A 22,165-nucleotide genomic window follows, 5' to 3' on the forward strand; every position below is an offset into this window, starting at 1 on the left:
GCTCGTCACATCGGTCGCCACGCAACTCATGGCGGTCGACGCCGCGACCTCGGTCGCGGTGAGCCAAGAGGTGCTGGCAGAGCTGGTCTCGTTCTTCGACGTCGACGTGAGCTTCCTACGTCACAACGACCACAAGGCACACGCGACGCGCCTGGTAGCCGAGTGGCCCCCGCGCCCCCCGGACAGCCATACCGACCCCATCGCGGTCATCCATTTCGCCGATGCCGACCCGGTGTTCGCGATGGCCGAGCATCTCAAGGAACCGGCGGTGTTCCGTCCGGAACCGGCCACCGACGATTACCAGCGCACCATCGAGGCCGGGCGCCACATCCCGACCACCTCGATGGCGTGTGTGCCCTTGTTGTCCGGCGACGTCACCACCGGGGTCCTGGGGTTCGTCAAGTTCGGCGACCGCGAGTGGTTACCCGCGGAACTCAACGCGCTCAAGGCGATTGCCTCGTTGTTCGCCCAGGTGCAGGCGCGCATCGAGGCCGAGGACCGGTTGCGGTACCTGGCGGATCACGACCATCTCACCGGGCTGCACAACCGCAGGGCTCTGATGGCGCACCTGAAGGCCCGCCTGGCCCCCGGTCAGCCCGGCCCGGTCGTCGTGATGTTCTTCGACCTGGACCGGTTGAAGGCCATCAACGACTATCTGGGCCACACGGCCGGAGATGCGTTCATCAGCATCCTGGCCCAGCGGTTGCAGCGCGGCGACGACCAGCCGAAGTTGATCGCGCGGCTCGGCGGCGACGAGTTCGTCGTGGTGCCCGCGGCCTCCATGACGGCCGAGGAGGCGACCTCACTCGCCTACCGGCTTCAGTCGGTGTTGCGCGAGCGGGTGACGATCGATGGCGAGATGCTCACCCGCACGGTCAGTATCGGTCTGGCCGAGGGCATCCCAGGCCGCGACTCCACCTCAGATCTGCTCAACCGCGCCGATCATGCCGTGCTGACCGCGAAGAACTCCGGAGGCAATCGCGTCGCGGTGTTCTCCGATGCGATGGCGATGGAGATCGATTTCCGCAACGACATCGAGTTGCACCTGCAGAGCGTGATCGAGAGCGGCGCACTGGTGCTGCACTACCTTCCCGAGATCGACATGCGCACCGGGGAGGTGCTGGCCGCCGAGGCGTTGGTCCGCTGGCAGCATCCGACCCGCGGTCTGCTCTCCCCCGACTCCTTCATCGGCGTGGCCGAATCCATCAACCTGGCCGGGGAACTGGGCCGCTGGGTGCTGCGGAACGCGTGCGCCGAGTTCGCCCGGTGGCGGTCCAACGGCGTCGGCCGCAACATCGTGCTGCGGATCAACGTCTCTCCCGTTCAGCTGGTGACCGACGGATTCGTCGCATCGGTGGCGAGCATCATGCAGGAATTCCGCCTGCCCCGCGGATCGGTGTGTCTGGAGATCACCGAGAGCATCGTGGTGCAGGACATCGAGACCACCCGCACGACGCTCACCGGTCTGCACAAGGTGGGCGTCCAGGTGGCCATCGACGACTTCGGCACCGGCTACAGCGCGCTGTCGCTGCTGAAGTCGCTGCCGGTGGACACCCTCAAGATCGACCGCAGTTTCGTCGCCGGCCTCGGAGCGGACCCGGGCGACCTGCCGATCGTGCGCGCGGTGATCGCCCTCGCCGGGGCGTTCGGCCTACAACTGGTGGCCGAAGGCGTGGAGACCGAACGGGCGGCGCTGACGCTGCTGCGCCACGGCTGCTACCGGGCCCAGGGCTTCCTGCTGTCCAAGCCGATCCTCGGCCACGAGATGGCCGCGCTACTGGCCAAGGGACGGGTACCGGTGCATTTCTCGGCTTCGCCGCGCATGTGAACGACCCGATTCGCGCCCCGAGTCCTGCACCCGAGCCGGACGGCAGTAGTCCGATCGCGCGCCGCCGTCGTCCGGGGCCAGCAGTTCCACCCGGCCGAATCGGCTGGCGCTGTAGCCCACCAGGCCCACCTGCAACGGCTTTCCCGGCTCGAGGAGCCGGCCGGCCGAACCGGCATCGTGGGCTTCGGTCGATATGGCCACACCGTGGCGGGAGCGCAGGGCCAGTGGGCCGTCGGCCGTCGCGAGCACGATTCCGAGTACCTCGCCCTCCTCGAACACGATGCGCTGCAAGGTGCTGTTCTCCGACGTCGGGATCCGGCGCTCGCGCACCTGCGTCGACAACCAGTCGCCGAGCAGCGATGCCGCGTCGGTGGCCGCGGCAGGCTCGAGCAGGCCGAGCACCTTGACCTGTATCTCCTCGCCCGTGCCGGTCTTCATGGGGCTCGTGCCACGGTCGGCCAACCGCGTGTAGAGCACACCGTATGGCGACGCCAGGCATTGCTGCGCCCATTCCTGCAGCCGAGCACCGTAGAACGGCGCGATCCGTCCGCGCCCGGAAACCGGAGTCCATTCACTGACCGGCCGGACCATCAGGNCCGGGCGATGTGCACGTCGAGCCCCGCGTCGGCGGCGGCGACGGCCGCGGCCAACGCCCCGAAGCCCGAGCCACAGCAAACGACGTCGACTTCGTCATCCCACATCGGCTAGCGACGCTCCAAGGAGGTCTGCCGGTGAGACGTCAAATCTGAATCCAATTGGGAGCAAACAGAAAAGAGGGTCACCATGGCCCGCACCGGGATTCGAGGGGGATTGCCGGTGCAGGCCATGGCAACGCTTTCAGGATAGCCCTTGGCTACCGCCGACCGCCAACGGGTGGCGCTCGCCACAGGGGCCGCAGCCGTGGCGGAGGCCACAACCGGGCACGCAACCCGCGACGAACCAAGAGTTATCACGCTAAGCACGATACATACCTTTAGAATGTTATGCACGTACGGTGAAGACTTTGAGTCTGCTGAGAGTGGCGGCGAGATCAGGACAGCCCGCCCGGCGACCAGAGTCAGGAAGGCTCCGCGGTGACTGACCAGCTCGACCGGCGAGCAGAGCTGACCCGCCTCCAGATCCTGCAGGCGGCGGCGCGCCAGTTCTCCCACACGCCCTACAGCCTGGTCAGCCTCGATGACATCCTGGCCGATGCCGCCGTCACCAAAGGCGCGTTGTACTTCCACTTCCGGTCCAAGCACGCGCTGGCCATCTCGATCGTCGAGCACCGCACCGAGCTGGGCCACAAGGCGGTCGAGGAAGTCCTGGCCCGCAACCTGTCCGGAGCCGAAACGCTGATCGACCTCTCCTGCCTGGTGGCAGCCGAAGACATCGCCGATCCGATGGCCCGGGCCTGCCTGAACCTGATCGAGTCCATCGGCCGCACCGACGACCTCGGCCCGCGGGCGCTCGCCGAGTGGGTGCAGGGTTTCGCCGGCATCGCCAAACGTGCCATCGGTGAGGGCGATTTCACCGCCGAGACCGACCCCGAGTCGGTCGCCCGGTTGCTGGTGTCGATCTATCTGGGCGTGCGCCAGACCAGCGATCTCGACGACCCCCGCCGGTTCCTCACCGATCTCGAGCACAGTTGGCGGCTGGCGCTGCCCGGATTCGTCGAACCCGAGCGGCTCGGGTACCTCAAGCAGTACATCCGGCGCCGCACCGCGGTGGGCGTCAAGAAACTGGTACCGCTGCACCCACACCGGCCCGATCGCGCGAACCCCGTTGCGGGGCGGGACTGACATGGCTCGGCAGGCACGATCCGAACTGACCCGGCAGAAGATCATCACCGCCGCCGTGGACCTGTTCGACGAACAGGGTTATCCGGCAACCGGACTCGGAGACATCATCGCGCGGGCCGAGATGACCAAGGGCGCGCTCTACTATCACTTCGACTCCAAGGAATCACTGGCCGAGGCGATCATCGACGAGGGCGGCAGTGCCATGCTGGCGACCTTCCGCGCGATCGCCGAGTCGTCATCACCGGCACTGGAGAACACCATTCACGGGCTGTTCGTGGTGGCCGACTTCACCCGCGCCGACAAGGTCGCACAGATCGGCATGCAACTGCTGCGGACATTCAGCGGCATCAACACGGCCGCCACCCGGGTCTACACGAGCTGGCTCGACGAGCTCACGGCACAGTTGGTTCAGGCGGCCGACGAGGGCGATCTGCGGGACACCCTGGATGCCGCGGCGACCGCCGAGGTGATCCTCGGCTCCATGCTGGGCGCCGAGACGCTCTCGCGGGCCACCGCCACCGGTAGTGACCTACGCGCCCGCGTGGCCCGAACCTGGGATCTGCTGTTGCCCGCGATCGTCGATGGTGAATCGTTGGGCTACTTCCGCGAGTTCCTCTCCCGCGAGTCGTTACGACGGTCTCAAGCCGCCGGGTAGATCTAGAGCTCGTCGGCCCACAGCTGCTCGGTGAGGTCCTGGAACGTCGCCAGCGCCACCGGGTCGTCGCCGCGCAACAGCGCCGACTTGCTCATCCGGGCCCGCACGATCGAACCGTCGTGGTGGACCAGCTCGACCAGCATGCCGGCATGGGCCCGCATCACCGACACCGCGGACTCAGCGGCCGGCACCGAGTGAAACACCTCAGCAAACGGCATGTTCTTCACCTCGTCGGTGCCGCGACCGACCATCTCGCCGAAGGCGGTGTTGGCGAAGAGGATGGTGCCGTCTTCGGAGATCGCCAACACGGGCACCGGGAATCGCTCCAGCACCACCAGCGCAGGAATGTTCTGCAGCAGGGCCATCGGAGACTGGGAATCCTGACCGCTCTGGCGTCGCTCCACGGTGTCGATTATCGCCCGCGACCACGGCCCGGTACCACTTCCGTGCAGCAACCTCGGATACCGACACGTGCCGGTCGGCCGCCCGGCTACGGCGGGGGTGGCCTGCATCACTTGACTAACTAGGTTTACTCTGTGGAGCACACCAGAGACAAGGGGCAGGCATGGACCTGAAGTGGTCGACCAGCGACCAGGAATTCCGCGACGAGGTTCGCGACTTTCTCGCCGAGAATCTGACTCCCGAGCTCCGTCGCGCCGGACGCCTCATGACCAGCGTCTACGCCGATCACGACGCCAGCATGGCCTGGCAGAAGATCCTCCACGAGCGGGGCTGGGCCGCCCCGGCCTGGCCGGTGGAACACGGCGGGTGCAACTGGAGCCTCACCCAGCACTACATCTTCAGTCGGGAATCGACCCTGGCCGGCGCCCCGTCGCTGTCCCCCATGGGAATCCGCATGGTGGCGCACGCGATCATCAAGTTCGGCACGCAGGCGCAGAAGGACTACTTCCTGCCCGGGATCCTGACCGGCGAGGTGTTCTTCTGCCAGGGCTACTCCGAACCCGAGGCGGGTTCGGACCTGGCCGCGCTGTCCATGGCCGCCGTCTCCGATGGAGACGACCTGGTGTGCACCGGCAGCAAGATCTGGACCACCCACGCCCAGGAAGCCAACTGGATGTTCGCGCTGGTGCGCACCACCCGCGGCGCCAAGAAGCAGCAGGGCATCACGTTCGTGCTGATCGACATGACCTCCCCCGGCATCGAGATCCGCCCCCTGGTCATGACATCCGGCGAAGAGGTGCAGAATCAGGTGTTCTTCGACGAGGTCCGGGTTCCGAAGTCCAACGTGATCGGCGCGATCGATGACGGCTGGACCGTGGCCAAGTATCTGCTGGAATTCGAGCGCGGCGGCGGCGCCAACGCGCCCGCACTGCAGGTGCTGGGTGATGAAATCGCGACGGTAGCCTCCGAGATGCCCGGCCCCAGCGGTGGCCGGCTGATCGACGACCCGGCCTTCAGTCGCAGGCTCGCCGACGCTCGTATCCGCACCGACGTCCTGGAAATCCTGGAGTACCAGGTGCTGGCCGCGGTGGCCGAGGGCGGGCATCCGGGCACGGCGTCGTCGATGCTGAAGATCCTGAGCACCGAACTGAGCCAGACGCTGACCGAACTGTCCATGGAGGCCGCCGGCCCGCTCGGACGGGCCTATCAGCCACACGCCACCTGCCCCGGCGGTCCGGTGGCCGAGTACCAGCCGCCCGCCGACGGCTATCACAGCGGCGAACCGTGGCAGGCGGTCGCCCCGCTGCGCTACTTCAACGACCGAGCCGGCTCGATCTACGCCGGTAGTAACGAAATTCAGCGAAACATCCTCGCCAAGGCAGAACTGGGGCTCTAGATGGACTTCAACCTGACCAACGAACAGGAACTGCTGCGCGACGGGCTGACCAAGTTCCTGGCCAGCCGCTACGATCTGGCCACCAGCCGGGCCGCGGCCAAGACCGGTCCCGGCTGGCAGCCCGAGATCTGGCGCGGTTTCGCCGAGGAGCTGGGCATCCTGGGCGCCACCCTGCCCGAGGAGGCCGGCGGCATCGGCGGCGGTCCGGTCGAGAGCATGGTCATCGCCGAGGCGTTGGGCCATGCCCTGGTGATCGAGCCGTTCATCGACACGGTGGTGGTGGCCGGTGGGCTGTTGCACCGGTCCGGCAACGCGGAAGCTGCTGCGTTGCTGGAGGATATCGTCGCCGGCTCGGCCGTCGTCGCACTGGCCGCGACCGAACCGACCTCCGGGGACAACTGGCGCGATGTGTCCACCACCGCACGCCGCGACGGCGACGACTGGGTGTTGAACGGATCGAAGGCGATGGCCGTCAGCGCGCCCCTGGCCACCCATCTGCTGGTGACCGCACGTACCTCGGGGGAACGTGCCGACGCCGACGGCATCTCCCTGTTTCTTGTCGATATCGCCTCGATGACAACGAGATTCACCGCGCACCACTACCGCACGGTGGATGATCGCAGGGCGTCCGATCTGACGTTCGCCGATGTCCGGTTGCCGGCCGGCGCCTTGTTGGGCGGCGAGGGCCAGGCCTGGCCGTTGCTGGCACTGGCTCGCGACGAGGGCGCCGCGGCGGTGTGCGCCGAGGCCGTCGGGGGGATGCGCAAGGTGCTGGCCGACACGGTCGAATACTGCAAGCAACGCCAGCAGTTCGGCCAGCCCATCGGCAGCTTCCAGGCCCTGCAGCACCGGATGGTCGACATGCACATGGAAGTCGAACAGGCCGCTGCCGCCGTCTACCTCGCCGTGCTGAATCTCGACGCCGAACCCGCGCAGCGTGCCAAGGCGGTATCGGCAGCCAAGGCCACCATCGGGCGCGCCGCCCGATTCGTCGGGCAGAACGCCGTGCAGTTGCACGGCGGCATGGGCATGACCGAGGAACTCGCGATCGGCCACTACTTCAAGAGGCTGACCGCGGTGCAGTACGAGTTCGGCTCCACCGACCACCACGTCGGACGTTACGCGGAGTTGACCCGGGGCTAGGGCTGGCAGAGGAGGCCGCATCAAGCCTTGAACGAGAGGCGCAGCGCCGGCATCACCACCTAGTGTGGACCGGGTGAGTGTGCGGGGCTGGCTGCTGCTGGGTGCGATGAGCATCATCTGGGGCATCCCGTACCTGCTGATCAAGATCGCGGTCGAGGGCGTATCGGTGCCGGTGTTGGTGCTGGCCCGCACCGCCGTCGGCGCCGCCGTGCTGTTGCCGCTGGTGATGTCGCGCGCCGCCTGGGCGCCTGTGCTTGCGCATTGGCGCCCGGTGCTGGCATTCGCGTTCTTCGAGATCATCGCGGCGTGGTACCTGCTCTCGGATGCAGAACGGCACCTCAGCAGCTCGCTGACCGGCCTGCTGATCGCCACCTCGCCGATCATCGCCGCGGTTCTGGACCGCTTGACCGGTGGAGAACGCCTGAGCGCCAAGCGAATTACCGGTCTCGCAATCGGGCTCGCGGGGGTGGCAGTGCTCGCCGGGCCCGGCCTGGCCGGCGGGCACACCTGGCCGGTCACCGAAGTGCTGCTGGTGGCAACGTGTTACGCGATCGCTCCGCTGATCGCCGCGCGCTACCTGGGTGACGTGCCCACCCTTCCGCTGACTGCCGCGTGCCTGACGATCGCGGCGCTCATCTACACCGCGCCCGCAGCGCTGACCTGGCCCGACCAGATGCCGTCACGGCGTGTGCTCATCGCGCTGGCAGCGCTGGCGGTGATCTGCACTGCACTGGCGTTCGTGGTGTTCTTCGCGCTGATCCGGGAGGTCGGCGGCGCCCGGGCGCTGGTCTTCACCTACGTCAACCCGGCGGTCGCCCTGGCCGCCGGCGTCATCGTGCTCGGCGAACCGCTGACGGTGTACAACGTCGCCGGGCTCGCACTGATCCTGGCCGGATCGATCCTGGCGACCCGCACCACCCGCGACCCCGACCCCCAGATCGAGTCCGAGGTCAGCCCCGCAAGCCCGCGCTGAGCATCTCCTCGATCGACACGAACTTCACCCGAGGCCGCGCAGTTTGCGCACCCCGATCCCGCTCGGCGGCGTCGATCGCGCGCCAGCCCTGCCAGCCGACGGGCTCGCCACCCCGGGCGGCCAACAGCGCGTCGAGCGACTCGCGGCCGGCGATGTCACGGGCTAGCAGACCCGCACCGAAATCCGCCCACAGCTGCGCGACCGTCTCCTCGGCGCACAGCCGGTTCGTGCCGATCACCCCGCGCGGTCCCCGTTTGATCCAGCCGGTCACGTACGTGCCGGGCACCGGTGCACCGTCGACGACGCGGCCGCACTCGTTCGGCACCGTCCCGGAGTCCTCGTCATACGGCAGCCCCGCGACCGGCAGCCCGCGGTAGCCGATCGACCGCAGGATCAACGAGGTTTCGATCACCTCGGCACCCCGGGCGCTGCTGACTTCCAGTCCTTCGGCACGCTCGGTACCGAGGATGGCGACGGGAGCGGCGCCGAAGCGGAACACCACACGCTTGTTGCCGGGCGTCGGGCTGCGCTCGGCGTACTCGCGCGCGATGGCGAGTTTGAACGAGGTTTCGACGTCGTCGTGCGCGTCGTCGTCGGGTAGGTCAGCCGGGTCCACGACGACATCGACGCCGTCGAGATGCCCGAGGGCGAGGAACTCCCCCGCCGAGAACGCCGCGTGAGCGATACCGCGCCGGGCCAGGATCACCACCTCCCGGATTGCGCTGTCGGCCAAGGCATCCAGGGTGTGCTGGGCGACGTCGGTGGCGGCGAGCGTGGCCCGGTCCATCAACAACACCCGGGCGACATCGAGCGCCACGTTGCCGTTGCCGACGATGACCGCACGCTCGCCCGACAGATCGAACTGGTGGCCGGCGTGATCGGGATGCCCGTTGTACCAGCCGACGAACTCCGCCGCGGCGTGATGGCCTACCAGGTCTTCGCCGGGGATGCCGAGTTGTCGGCTGATGGCCGCGCCCACCGCGTAGATCACCGCATGATGATGGGCCAGCAACTCGCCGTGGTTGATGGTGCGGCCGACCTCGACGTTGAAATGGCCGGCGAACCGCGGGTTGGTGAACACCCGCTCGAAGATGCCGACGACGGATTTGGTGTGTTGGTGGTCGGGTGCCACCCCCGCGCGTATCAGTCCGAACGGTGTGGGCAGTCGCTCGAACAGATTGACCTCGACACCGTCTACGTCGATCAGTTCGGCGGCGGCGTAGCAGGCGGCCGGTCCGGATCCGATGATGGCCACCCGCAGCGATCCCGCGTCGACCCGGGCACGGGCAGCCGGTGCGGGTGGGCTCACCGGTTCGAGGGGATGCCGCTCGAAGTAGGCGGCATTGAGGTCCTTGAAGCGCCGCAGTTCGGCCGGTAGGTCCTCTTCGTAGTGGATTGCACCGACCGGGCACTCCTCGAAACAGGCGCCACAGTCGATGCACGATTCCGGGTCGATGTAGAGCATCTCGGCCGAGGCGGAATCGAGGCCGCTCTCGGCAGGGCGAATGCAGTCCACCGGGCATACCGGAACGCAGCTGGCGTCCTTGCAGCAGTTCTGCGTGATCACGTAAGCCATCGGCCCTCCTTCACTCAGCGCAGAGCGTACTGGACACCTGTCCGGTTTAGCGACTCGAACTCGGCGCCAAACGATCAACCAGCAGTCGATACCTGCCTCTAGTACAGCTAGAAAAATAAGGCAATACAGGCAGTTTCATCGATTCCTTGCCAATGCCAACCGTCGGCTATACCTTGGACACATGTCCAGGCCAGTGGTGGCAACGGTCACGCGCCTACCCGACGCCCACTGTCAGCGCCTCCGCACACACCGGCGCGTCTTCGGTGCCGCGACTCAGCTCCTCGATGCCGACACCGACATCTCGGTGCCGGCCCTGGCCGCCCGCGCCAAGCTGGCCCCCGCGACGCTCTACGCACATTTCCCGTCGATCGAGGTGGTGTTCGCCGAGCTGTACCTGGACCGGGTCATGCAGCTGCCGCTGGACATCGATCCCGAGGGCGATGCCACCAGTCAGGTGAGCGAACAGCTTGCCGCCATCACCCTCGTGATGGCCGATGAGCCGCGGCTGGCGCGCGCCTGCACCCACGCGCTGGTGAGCACCGACGACGTGGTGGTCGCCGACGTGCGCCTACGGATCGCCGCCGAGGTCAAACGCCGGATCGCCGCGGCCTTGGGCGGCGGCGCCTGGCCGGAGGTACTCGCCACCTTGGAGTCGGTATTCTGGGGTGCCCTGCTGCAGGCGCAATCGGGTTCGATGAGCTACCGGCAGATGGCCCGCCAGCTCGAGACCATGGTGTCGCTGATCGTCCCCGGGGGGTGATCCGTCAATCAGCCTGCCGCTCAATACCCTCCAGGGTCGGCCACCCACACCTGCTCGAAATCCAGTACCGAGGCTGCGATTTCGAAGTCAGCGTCGTAGTGCACCACCGTCAACCGGTGACGACTTGCGATCACCGACGTCAACAGGTCGGAAATGCCCACCGCCCGATGCCGGCCAGATTGCGCTAACCGGAACTGCGCGTCGAAGGCCGACTGCCAGTGTTCATCATCCGTCGGAAGATATTCGTACGCATCGCGACGGTCCGCGCGCAACTGCGCATACTCGTCCGCCGACCGGGCACTGAAGAGCGCCTCGGCGTCGAGTACCGCACACGTGGCCACCAGGCCTGCTTCGATCAACGGGCGCAGTCGTTCCGCGACGGTCGGCTGTGCCATCCGGGCGGCTGCGCTGGTGTCAATGAGAAACCGTGCCGTCAGCGCCATACCTCGTCCCTGTCGCGCTTCTCCGCCAGCGATGCCAATCCGCCCGAGGACAGCCAATCCGCCTGCCGCACGCGGGCCGATCGCGTTGCTGCAAACCGCAATGCCGATCGGACCGTGTCTGCAATCCCAGTGGTTTCGAGTTCACGCTGCGCAGCGGCGAGCAAATCGTCATCGATGTCGATCAGGCGTTTCGTCATAGAGGCCTCCCGTATATACATCAGGCACTTTGAGTATATAGCCCGACGAGGGAGCAGGCCTCTTCGAACCGCGCCCATTCCGCGGTGCTCGGCCGTGACGGAGAACCCATGACCGCGTCAGCGCCGACCTTCAGGCCAGGCGCAAGTGGCGAAACAAGGCTCGCGATGCGCAGAATCGCACCGGCCGGAGAGTCCTCGAAACTCTGGTTGACACGCTTGTATATCCAATCTCGGCCGGCCACCACCCCAGCACGAAGATCCAGCGCGGGCACCCGCAGCTTGCCACCACACACCGCAACGTGCTCCTCGTAGCGGTCGTCCCAACATTCCGTCTGCCAACCCGGCCACAGCCCGGGAAGGCGGTCGAAGAGGTCCTGCGGCTCATCGGTGTACCAGACTCCGACGCGTTGTCGTTCGACATCGATGTGCACACCGCCCACCGGAATCTGGCCAAGCTTGAGGCGGGTCAAACCCTTGCCCGGCAAGAGCTCCAACATCGCTGGGCCGTGCCGTGCGGAACTGACGCCCCACCACAATGGCCACAGGCGCACCTGTCGAGAACTATCGGCCACCGACACCACATGGCACAGGCCGCCCCGACCGCGAGCGAGTTTCAGGTTCGGAGGGTGCAGGTCTCGACCTGCTCGCGGATCGGCTCCGACATAAGCCGCAAGCTCCGCGGTCCCGCCGTAAGCCCACCCGACGGCATGGTCAGGCCACATCTTCGCCAAGACCTCCATCATCGCGCGGCGGATAGGCATGTCGCACATCAATTCGTCACCGAAGAACAGCAACCGGCGGCCGTCGACATCGAGGACCGCTCCGCCGTCGGCCCACAGCGGGCAGGTCCAATCAGTGGGCTCGCAAGCTCGCAATCCCCTGATATATCGCAGCGCGAAATCCGGCCCGAACGCCAGAGAGTCGAGCATGCGGCAACCCGCCCAATGGTCGTAGTGCAACTGCCACTTACCGTTTTCGACGATCACAAAGTTGGCCCGGTTACCCATGTCGCATTCCTTGTTCGCAGGGATGATTGCGACAACGGTCTCGCTACCCACCGACAGACAGCCAGCTGATCGACGAGTTATCCCCAACGCGGAATTCATCCCCAGAACTCACGCCATCGCGGCCAACCAACCCCGGTACTCAGTGATGTCACGTCCATGCGTGGGAGCGACGTGATCGCAGCCGAATCCGGTGATCCACCGGCCGTCGTCGAGTTCCACCTTGCCGAGGAGCATCGGGGCGGGTAGCTCGGCGAGGAACTCGCCGAGGGCGGCCGGGGACAACAGCCACCGCTCGCCGACAATCGGTGCCCCGCCCTCGTCGACGCGGGTCAGGCCCGGCTTGGGCGGCACCGTGTCGAGTGCGTACAGGCGGTAGTACGGTGCGGTGGTGATGGGCCCCGCCCAGCGCGCGCCCCGACTGGTGAGCTGGTGTTCCAGCGGCTGCCCGCGCAGGTGGGCGCCGAACACCGCGAGTTCGGTCAGCGGTGCACCGCCGGATTCCGGCCAGGTGGCCGTCGACGGGGCGTCGAGGAATCGCGCGGCCAGATCGGCGACGACGCCGTCGTGGAAACCCGGTGCCAGCAGGGTGATCCCGAACCGGGCGCCGTCGGACACGACCCCCGCGGGAATCGCGATGGCGCACATGTCGAACAGATTGCAGAAGTTGGTGTACCGGCCCATCCGGGCGTTCACCCCGACGGGGTCGGCGGCCACCTCGTCGATGCGGGGATGCTCGGGAGCGGTTGGCACCATGAGTGCGTGACAGCCCGCAAGCAGAGCGAGTGCTCGACGCCGCAACTCGTCGACTCGCCTGCGGTCGCGCAGGAGGTCCGCGGCCGAATGTTTCCCCGCCGCGGTGATGATTGCCGCCACCGTCGGATCCAACCCGGTGTCCGCGCCCGCGGCATCGACGAACTCCCCTACCGCATCCCACCTTTCGGCGACCAGTGCACCGTTGTAGAGCAGATCGGCGGCGGCGAAGAAATCGTCCATCGGGATCGGGACGACCTCGAACCCCGCTTCCCGCGCCTGAGACACGGCGGAGCCGAACGCGGCCTGCCACTCGTCGTCGAGCCCCGATAACACGTCGGGAATCGCGATGCGGGGGGTCACCGGGGCCGCGAAGGACACGTCGGCCGGCCACTGCCGTTGCGGGGCACCGGCACTCATGATGGCCATGGCCGATTGTGCGGTGGCCAGATCCGCCGCGAAGATCGTCACGCAGTCATAACTGGCACACGCCGGGACTACGCCCTGGGTGGAGACGACGCCGACGGTGGGTTTGATCCCGACGATGCCCTGCAGCCCGGCCGGCACCCGTCCCGAGCCCGCGGTGTCGGTGCCGATCGCGATGTCGGCGAAGCCGAGGGCGACGGCCACCGCCGATCCAGAACTCGAACCGCCGGAGATGTAGTCAGGTCGACGGGAATCGCGCACAGCCCCATAGGGACTACGCGTACCCACCAGCCCGGTCGCGAACTGATCGAGATTGGTCTTGCCGATGACGACAACACCGGCGGCCTTGAGAGCGGCGACCGCCGGTGCGTCGGCATCGGGAATATAACTGAAGTTTGGGCATCCCGCAGTGGTTGGTAATCCGGCGACGTCGACGTTGTCCTTGACCGCGAGCACCAACCCGGCCAGCGGGCCGCCGGCGGCGAGCGCCGCACGGTGGTCCGTTTCCACCTCGGCCTGCGAGCGCAGGTAGATGAACACTTCGTCACGGCCACTGCCTTCGATGTTCCGATAGATCTCGGCAATCCGGGTCATGCAGACTCCTTTCGTGCGAATTCTCCTGCCGCTGCCCACCGCTCACGCTCCTCGGTACGCGCCGTCTCCATCGCCGCGCGGGTGGCGGCGATGTCAGCGGCGTTGGCGGTCAGGAAGTGCTCGTGCTCGGCCAGAGAGAATGTCCCGTCGGTGATCTCGACCCGGCCCCGTCCGGCGGCCATGTCGGCGCGGAGGTCCAGTAACTCCTCCGCGGAGACCGCGTACCACTGGATCCGGTCGAAAAACCTTAACAGCCAGGGGTGTTCGGGGTCGAACCCCTGGGCGACCAACGGATGGCGGTGATTCCAGATCTGTGTCGTACGCCCGACGAACTGGTATCCGCCGGGACCCTCCATGCCGTAGATGCACAGATACGCCCCGCCGATGCCGACGGCGTTCTCCGGGGTCCAGGTGCGGGCCGGGTTGTATTTCGTGGTGACCAGGCGATGCCGCGGATCCAACGGCGTGGCGACGGGAGCCCCCAGGTACACATCACCGAGGCCGAGCACCAGATATTCGGCGTCATAGACGATTCGGTGCACATCGTCGACCGATTCCAGCCCGTTCATCCGGCGGATGAACTCGATGTTCCACGGGCACCACGGTGCGTCGGCACGCACGCCGTGCATGTAGCGTTCGATCGCCTCGCGGGTGGACGGATCGTCCCAACTCAGCGGCAGCCGCACCGTGCGACTCGGCACCACCAAATCCTGTGCGGCGGGCAGCGACGCCTCGATCTCGGCGAGCAGCGGAACCAGGGTGGACTGCGGCAGCCGGGCCGGATCCACCTTGACCTGCAGCGAACGGATCCCGGGCGTGAGATCGATCAGGCCGTCCGGGCGATGCTCTTCCAGGGCGTGGTGCAGTGCGTGGGCGCGGGCCCGCAACGCCAGGTCCAGCCGCATCTCGCCGTACTCGACNACCGGGACGAACCGGATCGTCGCGCCGGGTGCGAGTTGGCCGAGCTTCCAGCGCTCGGCGGCGACGACGGTGACCGGGCAGACGAAGCCACCGAGGCTCGGCCCGTCGGGGCCGAGCAGAATCGGGGTGTCCCCGGTGAAATCGAGCGATCCCACCGAATACGCGTTGTCGTGGATGTTCGACGGGTGCAGGCCGGCTTCCCCGCCGTCGGGGCGGGCCCATTCCGGTTTCGGTCCGATCAGCCGGACACCGGTGCGGTCGGAGTTGAAGTGCACCTCGTAGTCATGATTGAGCAGGGTGTCGATGTCGTTGCGGGTGAAGAACTCCGGCGCCGAGTGCGGGCCCACGGTCACCCCGATGTTCCAGTGGCCGACGATCGCCGGTTGCTCCTCGAACAGGATTCGACGGCGGGTACCGGTCGGGGCGTCGTTGATCTCCAGCTTGTCCCCCACCGCGAGCACCCGCCCCTCGTGGCCGCCAAACCGGCCCAACGTGAAAGTGGCGGCACTGCCCAGATATTCGTCGGCCTGCAGCCCCCCGGACATCGCGAGGTAGATCCGCAAGCCGGGACCCTCGACCATGCCGACGTCCAGCACCTGCCCGGCAGCGACCAGCACCGGCACCCATTGCGCGACCCGTCGTCCATCGACCGTGACCGGCGCGGGCGCACCGGTCACGCATACCCAGGTGTCGGTGTCGAAACGCAGCGCCGGTCCACCCATGGTGGCCTCCAACCCGGGCGCGCCCTCGGGATTGCCCACGGCGATGTTGGCCAACCGGAAGGACACGTCGTCCATCGGTCCCGACGGTGGCACCCCGATCTGCCAGTACCCGGCGCGTCCCGGCCAATCCTGAACGGTGGTGGCCATTCCCGGCCGGATGATCTCCATGGTGCGCACGCGAGGAGCAGAAAGGAACTCCCTCATGGGCGGGTCACGATCATCCGCACGGCCGTGGGATCGAAACCATTGCACGGGTTGTTGATCTGTGGGCAGTTCGACACCAGTACCAGGGTGTCGATCTCGGCCCGCATCGAGACGGACTTGCCCGGGGCCGACAGGCCATCGACAATGCCGAGCGAACCGTCCGGATCCACCGGCACGTTCATGAAGAAGTTGATGTTGCTGACGATGTCGGCTTTGGCCAGCCCCCACCGGGCACCTTCGCCGACGAAGTTCTCGACGCAGGCGTGCTGGTGTTTGGTGTGGTGTCCGTAGCGCAGGGTGTTGGATTCCTGCGAGCACGCGCCGCCGAGGGTGTCGTGGTTGCCGACCTCGTCGTCGACGATGGTCAGCATCGGTGCACCGTCGCTGTCGCGCAGCACCGATCCGGTGGTGAGGAAGATGTTGCCTTGTGCCGCAATGGTGGCCGGGGCGCTGTAGCGCACGGTGTGGTCGGCCGCCCCGTAGAACAACGTGTCGACGGCCTGGTTGCCGTGCAGGTCGACGATCGTCAGCACGTCGCCGGCACGCACGATCTTCGACCAGGGTGCACGTGGCGCGACGATCTCATCGACGACGGTGTGGGCGGCGGTGACAGTCATCGGGCACTCCAGACGTCTTCGGAATTCAGGTAGGCGCGTTGGTATTCGGGGTCACGGTCGCCGAGGGTGGCGCCGATCTCGGCCAGGTCGGTGGGCGCCGACCAGGCCAGTAGCTCCAGGGAGCCGACGCGGAACTGCGGGTTCGGATCGAGCGGGTGGGCGGTGTTGGCGATCGCCACGATCAGCGGCAGATGCGTGATCAGTTCGACGACGCTGCCCGCGCCGGCCGATCCGGTGGACACCAGCGCGCCGTCGGCCTCGACCCGGACACCGTGAAAGAACGACACGCTGGGCGCCACGTCACGGCGGGTCAGCCCGTTCTTGAGCGCCGCCAGCGCGAGCAGCTCGCGTCCGGCGGGGCTGGGCGACTCCACCTCGCCCGCACCGTATTTGGCCGTGTTACCGGACAGGGTCGTGGTTCCGCACAGGGCGTCGTGGTGAGCCGAGGTGTCGGAGACCACGGTGGCCAATACCCGCCCCTGGTCGCTGAGCAGCGGGTGCCCGGTCGTGAGGTAAGCCTGCCACGGCACTTTCACGGTGTCGGCAACGTTGAGCCGCTCCCACGGGGCATCGGCTCGCCACAGCAGCAGGTGCGCACAGGCGGTGCCGTCCAGGTCGCGCAGCCGCAACCGGGTGCCGCGGGCCAGCACCTTGCTGGTGTAGCGGCCACCGGGAACCGTTTCGGCCCAGGTCAATTGCTCGGGTGCGATACCTTCGGGCGGTGTCGGCCAGCGGGACGCCGGCACGACGGGCATCGAATCGGTGATCGCCCCGGCCTGGGCGCGGGCGTGGTCGCGGGCACCTGCGGTCGTCGCGGTGGTCGCCGGTGCGGGCGTCGCAATGTTCATCTCAGGCTCCGATCGTGACGGGGTTGGGGTGGGTCTTGCCGCGGGGGAAGCACACCGCGCCCAGGAGGACGGCGACGGCGATACTCAGCGGGCCGGCCCATTGCAGGATCGGCAATTCCCCGGTGGGGTTGAAGATCTCGGCGCGAGGCCACCCCAGGTTGACGATCATCACCGCGCCGTAGAGCACGGCCAGGACGTTCACCGCGATGCCGAACTTGCCGAGCGAGAACAGCGGCAGCCCTTCGGCGTCCACCTGATTACGTTGCGTCGGCCAGCCTTTGAGCCGCCGGTACAGCAGCGGCGCGGTCACCAGCAGGTAAGCCAGGTAGATCAAGATGATGCAGACGCTGGCCAGGGTCGCGAAGATCGCCGAGTTGCCGACGTTGACCAACAACACCCCGATGCACAGTAGGCCGATGAGCACCGACGGCCAGATCGGCGTGCCGGTGTGGGTGTTGACCCGGGACAGGATCGATGAGGTCGGCAGTCGCCCGTCGCGGGCCATCGAGAACATCAGCCGCGAGGCGGCGGTCTGAATTGCCAAGGTGCAGATCATGATCGCGATGCAGACGTCGATCAGCAGCACGGTTCCCCACGGCGAGGACAGCACGGTGTCGAGCACGTACGGCAGCCCCTCGGTGGCCAGGCGACCATCGGTCAAGCTCGGGGCGGCCATGAGGGCGCCCAGGATCATCAGCCCGCCGCCGAGTGCGGAGACCGACAGGGCCAGGCGGATGGTGCGGGGTGCGACGCGGCGAGGATTGCGCGTCTCCTCGGCGAGTTCGCCCGCCGAGCCGAATCCGACCATGACGTAGGCGGCCATCAGGCCCGACATGATCCACGCCCAGATGTAGCCGGGCTGGCCGCCGGCGTGACCGGTGTCGAACACCACCTGGGGTCCGCGCTGCGCGTGGGTGAAGAACACTCCGATTACCGCGATGACGCCGACGATCTCGCAGACCACCCCGGCGCTGTTGACGCGTGACATCCATTTGACGCCAAGGCAGTTGATCGTCGTGGTGAGCACCAGCAGCACCGTGCCCAGCAGGACCGCGTTGGCCGCGCCGCTCGGCGAGGTCAGGGCGGGGTCCTCCCCGATGATCTGAAACCCGGACCAGATCGACGGCAACACCACCTGCAGCGCGATCGCCGCGGCCGAGGCGGTGACGATCTGGGCCAGGATCATGAACCAGCCGCCGAACCAGCCGACCACCTCGCCGCCCATCCGTCGCGACCATTGATAGATCGCGCCCGAGATCGGGTAGCGCGCGGCCAGTTCGGCGAAGCACAGCGCGACCAGGAACTGGCCGAGGAACACCGCGGGCCAGGTCCAGAAGAAGGCCGGGCCGCCGAAGCCGAACCCGAGGCCGAACAACTGGAAGATCGTGGTCAGGATCGACACGAAGGAGAAGCCCGCGGCGAACGATTCGAACTTGCCGAGCCGACGGTGCAACTGCTGGTCATAACCGAACTCGGCCAGGTCGTCATGATCGCCGAAACGGCCGGCCACATCTGGCTGTGGCTCGGTAGCGCTGCTGGTCATAGGCGTTTCTCTCAGGCTCGGGGGCGATGCCGCCAGCTCCTTAACTGTCGCTTGATAGATAAGCGCGCGGGCGTGTCCGAGCTGTCACCCGCGTGTTTCGTTCATGTAGCGAGCGGTAAGCATTGCGTTGCCGAATCCTCACGGCGCCGGTGTGCTGCCAGAATCGCCGTCATGGCTGTGGCTCTGCTGGACGCTGCCCGCCGGCGCATCGCGTCGGCGGACAGCGAGCACTCCTTGGTAACCGCGGCCGGTGAAGCGCACGAAGCGGTGCGCGCGGTCATCGAAGCGCGGCCCGGGGCCGCGTCGGTCGCCGCGGCGTGGTCGGCCGTGGCCTGCACCGCACTGACAACGGCGACGCGCCTGGTGACCACCGGCGTCAGTCACTGGTACGCCTCGGGCAGCGTGGGCCGCGGCGACGCGCTACCGGGTTCGGACCTGGAAACCCTGGTGGTCCGCGGCCCGGGCGTCACACCGGAATCGGCCCTGTCCGAGGCCGTCGACGTCCACGACCTACTGGCCCAATGCGGATTTCCCGCCGACGACAACGGCGCGGTCGCCTCCCGCGTGCGGTTCAGCCGCACCGCCCAGGACTGGGCGATCGGCATCGGCCGGTGGGCCTGCGACCCGGAGGCCGACCGGGGCGTGGTGATGATCGGGCTGCTGGCCGACGCCGTCCCGGTCAGCGCCGCCCTCGACGGCGGCGCCGACCTGCGTGAGCAGGCCGGGATCGCGGCCCGGGCTCATCCGGCGGCGCTGTCCGCGATGTTGCAGGACGCCACCTACGCGCGGGCCTACGTGCCGTCCCGGCTGCGGGCGCTGGCCGGCGGCGACAGCCGCGTCGACATCAAGCACGCCGCCGTCGACCCCGTCGTCCGGATCGCCCGCTGGGCCGCGCTCAGCTGCGGTTCCGATGCACTGCTCACCGCCGAGCGGATCGGCGCGGCGGCCGGTACGCGCTACCTCGACCCCGAGGATGCCCGCGCCCTCGCCAAATGCCATGCGATCGGATCCAGCATCCGGTGGCGGATGCGGGCCGCGCACTGGCCCCTCGCCGGCGCCGTCGATGACCGCGTCGAACTGTCGGCGCTCTCGCCACAGGACCGCACCGCCCTGCGCAGCATCGGCCGCGAGCTCACCGGGGTTCGGCGCAAACTCGACTACCTGGCGTCGACCTCGACGTTCTCCACATGGTGAGCAAGCTCGACGAAGCCGAGCGTCATGCCCTGGCCCAGACCATCGCCGCCGAACGTCTCGAGGGCTGGCAGCCCACACCGGACGCGATCGCCGCCCTGGCCGGTCTGATCACCGGCACCGAGACCTACGGTGAGTACCTNCCGGACGCGATCGCCGCCCTGGCCGGTCTGATCACCGGCACCGAGACCTACGGTGAGTACCTCGGGCGCCATCTCCCCGCCCCCGCCCCACCGCCACGCCGGCGGGTGTTCGCGCGGCGCCGGCCATATCTCCTTCCGGGAACCTCGGTGCTGCGCAACAACTTCGGTGTGCTCGATGCCGCGGTGCTCGCACAGCTGGAGTTCGTGGCGACCGCGGGCCGCATCCTGCAAGTACATCTGCGCGCCCAGGACACCGACCTGGACGTGCGGTCGCTACACCAACACGTGTTCGGCGATGTGTACGCCTGGGCGGGCGAGCCACGCATCGTCGAACTGCGCAAAGGTGACAGTGCATTCGGATCCAGCGCGCGCATCCCCCGCGCATTGGAGGCGCTCGACGCCGAGATCAGCCTGATCGCCCGCGAGGGCACCGAGATCGACGACGGCACGCTGGCCTATCGGCTGGCTCGAATCTATGCCGACTACAACCAGATACACCCGTTCCGCGAAGGCAATGGACGCACCGGGACCCTGCTGCTGCATCTACTCGCCGGCCGGGCCGGTCGCCGGCTACACCTCGACGATCTGTCCCGCTCCGAATGGATCGGCGCCTCCCGAGACTCGATGCCGTTCCGCCGGGATGGGCGCGCCGACCCGCGTCCGTTCGTCGCCGTGCTGCGTGGGCGGCTGCGAGACCGCGACAGCCGTCGGGCACCGGCTTCCTGACTGCCTCCCGAACCGGGGTTTCGCATCATCGTGCGTCGATCACTTCGAGCAGGTCAGACTGGGTTGATCGGACATACCGGCTCCCGCGCGGGATTACCCGGGTGTGTGCTCGCGTTGCCGCCAGTGACTGCGACCGAAAGTGAGAACCGTCATGGGTACCCCGCTGCACCTCGCCGTCGCACTCGACGGCACCGGATGGCACCCGGCATCCTGGCGCGAGCCGCCGGCCCGCCCCACCGAGACACTCACGCCCGGTTACTGGACCGACCTGGTCACCGAGGCCGAACGCGGCCTGCTGGATTTCGTCACGATCGAAGACGGACTCACCCTGCAGTCCGATCATCCGTTCCGTCCTGACCACCGCACCGATCAGCTTCGCGGGCGGCTCGACGCGGTGCTCATCGCCTCCCGTGTTGCGCCCCGCACCCGTCACATCGGCCTGGTGCCCACCGTCATCACCACCCACACCGAGCCGTTTCATGCGTCGAAGGCCATCGCCACGCTCGACTACGTGAGCACCGGGCGGGCCGGGGTCCGGGTCCAGGTGTCCTCCCGTCGGGATGCGGCAGCCCACTTCGGGCGTCTTCACCTGCCCGAGGACCGTGCGACACTCACCACCGAATTATTCGGCGAGGCCGCGGATTACGTCGAAGTACTGCGCCGCCTGTGGGACAGCTGGGAGGACGACGCCGAGATCCGCGACGTGGCCACGGGACGGTTCATCGACCGGAACAAATTGCACTACATCGATTTCGATGGCACGAAGTTCTCCGTCAAGGGCCCCTCGATCACCCCACGACCACCGCAGGGCCAACCGGTCGTGGCCGCGCTCGGCCACGTCGACCCCGCATACCAACTCATCGCCGGCAGCACCGATGTGGGCTTCGTGACCCCGCACAGTGCCGAGGAGGTCACCGCGTTGGTCGACGCCATCGCCGCGCTGCGCCCCACTGACGTCCCGCCGGTGCGGGTGTTCGCCGACCTGGTGATCTTCCTCGACGAAACCCCTGACCTGGCGCGGGCACGCCACGGCCGCCTCGACGAACTGGCCGGTGCCGAATACCGCAGCGACGCCGAGATTTTCGCGGGCACGCCGGCCCAGCTGGCAGACCTGCTGCAGGCCTGGCACACCGCCGGAGCGACCGGATTTCGGCTGCGCCCTGCGTCGCTTCCCCATGACCTCCGACAGATCAGCGACGTGCTCGTCCCCGAACTGCAGCGGCGCGGCCTGTTCCGCAAGGCCTACGAATCCTCCACCCTGCGCGGACTGCTCGGCCTGAACCGGCCCGCCAACCGCTACACGACCGTCTGACAGGACC

General features: G+C 67.6%; 21 protein-coding genes. 10 read left to right on the forward strand and 11 right to left on the reverse strand.

The annotated features are described in order from the left end of the window. The first annotated feature begins 28 nt into the window (after positions 1-28). Positions 29-1,828: a putative bifunctional diguanylate cyclase/phosphodiesterase gene (locus BN4332_RS28725; RefSeq protein WP_066903166.1), complete on the forward strand. Its 1,800-nt coding sequence runs from the start codon at positions 29-31 to the stop codon at positions 1,826-1,828. Here the strand turns inward: BN4332_RS28725 and BN4332_RS28730 are convergent. Then, positions 1,775-2,419, reverse strand: a complete 645-nt coding sequence (locus BN4332_RS28730) for a hypothetical protein (RefSeq protein WP_066903047.1) — start codon at positions 2,417-2,419, stop codon at positions 1,775-1,777. The genes BN4332_RS28725 and BN4332_RS28730 overlap by 54 nt on opposite strands. A 482-nt stretch (positions 2,420-2,901) precedes the next feature. Between BN4332_RS28730 and BN4332_RS28735 the strand changes: the two genes are divergently transcribed. Both BN4332_RS28735 and BN4332_RS28740 read left to right on the forward strand, forming a co-directional pair. Beyond that, positions 2,902-3,609, forward strand: a complete 708-nt coding sequence (locus tag BN4332_RS28735) for a TetR family transcriptional regulator (protein WP_066903049.1) — start codon at positions 2,902-2,904, stop codon at positions 3,607-3,609. A gap of 1 nt (position 3,610) precedes the next feature. Then, positions 3,611-4,264 (forward strand): ScbR family autoregulator-binding transcription factor, encoded by a 654-nt coding sequence (locus BN4332_RS28740; protein ID WP_066903053.1) that lies wholly within the window; start codon positions 3,611-3,613, stop codon positions 4,262-4,264. 2 nt (positions 4,265-4,266) lie between these two features. On the opposite strand, the gene BN4332_RS28745 is transcribed toward BN4332_RS28740, so the two are convergent. Beyond that, the gene (locus BN4332_RS28745) at positions 4,267-4,629 is read right to left on the reverse strand and encodes a PAS domain S-box protein (RefSeq protein ID WP_200820469.1); all 363 of its coding nucleotides are present in this window, start codon (positions 4,627-4,629) and stop codon (positions 4,267-4,269) included. Between the two features lie 200 nt (positions 4,630-4,829). Here BN4332_RS28745 and BN4332_RS28750 point away from each other — a divergent pair, with 200 nt between their 5' ends. The 3 genes from BN4332_RS28750 (at position 4,830) to BN4332_RS28760 (ending at position 8,178) form a co-directional block, all read left to right on the forward strand. Beyond that, entirely contained in the window at positions 4,830-6,062 is a 1,233-nt protein-coding gene (locus tag BN4332_RS28750) for an acyl-CoA dehydrogenase family protein (protein WP_066903057.1), read from the forward strand. Beyond that, positions 6,063-7,205 (forward strand): acyl-CoA dehydrogenase family protein, encoded by a 1,143-nt coding sequence (locus BN4332_RS28755; protein ID WP_066903059.1) that lies wholly within the window; start codon positions 6,063-6,065, stop codon positions 7,203-7,205. A 73-nt stretch (positions 7,206-7,278) separates the two neighbouring features. Beyond that, complete coding sequence (locus BN4332_RS28760) at positions 7,279-8,178, forward strand: DMT family transporter (RefSeq protein WP_066903168.1); 900 nt, start codon at positions 7,279-7,281, stop codon at positions 8,176-8,178. Here the strand turns inward: BN4332_RS28760 and BN4332_RS28765 are convergent. Continuing rightward, positions 8,156-9,754 carry an FAD-dependent oxidoreductase gene (locus tag BN4332_RS28765; RefSeq protein WP_066903061.1) on the reverse strand — a complete coding sequence of 533 codons (1,599 nt, stop codon included), beginning with the start codon at positions 9,752-9,754 and terminating at the stop codon, positions 8,156-8,158. The two genes, BN4332_RS28760 and BN4332_RS28765, sit on opposite strands and share 23 nt — an antisense overlap. Before the next feature lie 181 nt (positions 9,755-9,935). Between BN4332_RS28765 and BN4332_RS28770 the strand changes: the two genes are divergently transcribed. Continuing rightward, positions 9,936-10,514 carry a TetR/AcrR family transcriptional regulator gene (locus tag BN4332_RS28770; RefSeq protein WP_066903063.1) on the forward strand — a complete coding sequence of 193 codons (579 nt, stop codon included), beginning with the start codon at positions 9,936-9,938 and terminating at the stop codon, positions 10,512-10,514. A gap of 20 nt (positions 10,515-10,534) precedes the next feature. Here BN4332_RS28770 and BN4332_RS28775 read toward each other — a convergent pair whose 3' ends face one another. The 8 genes from BN4332_RS28775 to BN4332_RS28810 form a co-directional block, all read right to left on the reverse strand. After that, positions 10,535-10,957, reverse strand: coding sequence for a PIN domain-containing protein (locus BN4332_RS28775; protein WP_066903064.1), 423 nt, complete (start codon positions 10,955-10,957; stop codon positions 10,535-10,537). After that, complete coding sequence (locus BN4332_RS28780; protein ID WP_066903066.1) at positions 10,948-11,154, reverse strand: hypothetical protein; 207 nt, start codon at positions 11,152-11,154, stop codon at positions 10,948-10,950. The genes BN4332_RS28775 and BN4332_RS28780 overlap by 10 nt, the downstream gene beginning before the upstream one ends. A 20-nt stretch (positions 11,155-11,174) precedes the next feature. Next, positions 11,175-12,161, reverse strand: a complete 987-nt coding sequence (locus tag BN4332_RS34735; protein WP_235654322.1) for a hypothetical protein — start codon at positions 12,159-12,161, stop codon at positions 11,175-11,177. Positions 12,162-12,269: 108 nt separating this feature from the next. Further along, the gene (gene atzF, locus BN4332_RS28790) at positions 12,270-13,931 is read right to left on the reverse strand and encodes an allophanate hydrolase (protein WP_066903068.1); all 1,662 of its coding nucleotides are present in this window, start codon (positions 13,929-13,931) and stop codon (positions 12,270-12,272) included. Next, entirely contained in the window at positions 13,928-15,778 is a 1,851-nt protein-coding gene (locus tag BN4332_RS28795; RefSeq protein ID WP_066903071.1) for a 5-oxoprolinase/urea amidolyase family protein, read from the reverse strand. Before BN4332_RS28795 ends, atzF begins: the two co-directional genes overlap by 4 nt. Continuing rightward, positions 15,775-16,395: an urea amidolyase associated protein UAAP2 gene (locus tag BN4332_RS28800; RefSeq protein WP_066903073.1), complete on the reverse strand. Its 621-nt coding sequence runs from the start codon at positions 16,393-16,395 to the stop codon at positions 15,775-15,777. The genes BN4332_RS28795 and BN4332_RS28800 overlap by 4 nt, the downstream gene beginning before the upstream one ends. Continuing rightward, entirely contained in the window at positions 16,392-17,243 is an 852-nt protein-coding gene (locus BN4332_RS28805) for an urea amidolyase associated protein UAAP1 (protein WP_066903076.1), read from the reverse strand. Before BN4332_RS28805 ends, BN4332_RS28800 begins: the two co-directional genes overlap by 4 nt. A gap of 1 nt (position 17,244) precedes the next feature. Further along, positions 17,245-18,786 carry an amino acid permease gene (locus BN4332_RS28810; protein ID WP_066903077.1) on the reverse strand — a complete coding sequence of 514 codons (1,542 nt, stop codon included), beginning with the start codon at positions 18,784-18,786 and terminating at the stop codon, positions 17,245-17,247. Between the two features lie 171 nt (positions 18,787-18,957). On the opposite strand from BN4332_RS28810, the gene BN4332_RS28815 reads away from it, so the two are divergent. From BN4332_RS28815 to BN4332_RS28825, 3 genes are all read left to right on the forward strand, one after another. Next, positions 18,958-19,980, forward strand: coding sequence for a putative nucleotidyltransferase substrate binding domain-containing protein (locus tag BN4332_RS28815; RefSeq protein ID WP_074133218.1), 1,023 nt, complete (start codon positions 18,958-18,960; stop codon positions 19,978-19,980). Then, on the forward strand, positions 19,974-20,846 hold the full coding sequence (locus tag BN4332_RS28820; RefSeq protein ID WP_066903080.1) for a Fic family protein: 873 nt from the start codon (positions 19,974-19,976) through the stop codon (positions 20,844-20,846). Before BN4332_RS28815 ends, BN4332_RS28820 begins: the two co-directional genes overlap by 7 nt. Positions 20,847-20,997: 151 nt before the next feature. Continuing rightward, positions 20,998-22,158 carry an LLM class flavin-dependent oxidoreductase gene (locus BN4332_RS28825; protein ID WP_066903082.1) on the forward strand — a complete coding sequence of 387 codons (1,161 nt, stop codon included), beginning with the start codon at positions 20,998-21,000 and terminating at the stop codon, positions 22,156-22,158. Positions 22,159-22,165 lie beyond the last annotated feature (7 nt).

Origin of the sequence: Mycolicibacterium houstonense (genome assembly GCF_900078665.2) — a bacterium.
Classification (GTDB): Bacteria; Actinomycetota; Actinomycetes; order Mycobacteriales; family Mycobacteriaceae; genus Mycobacterium; species Mycobacterium houstonense.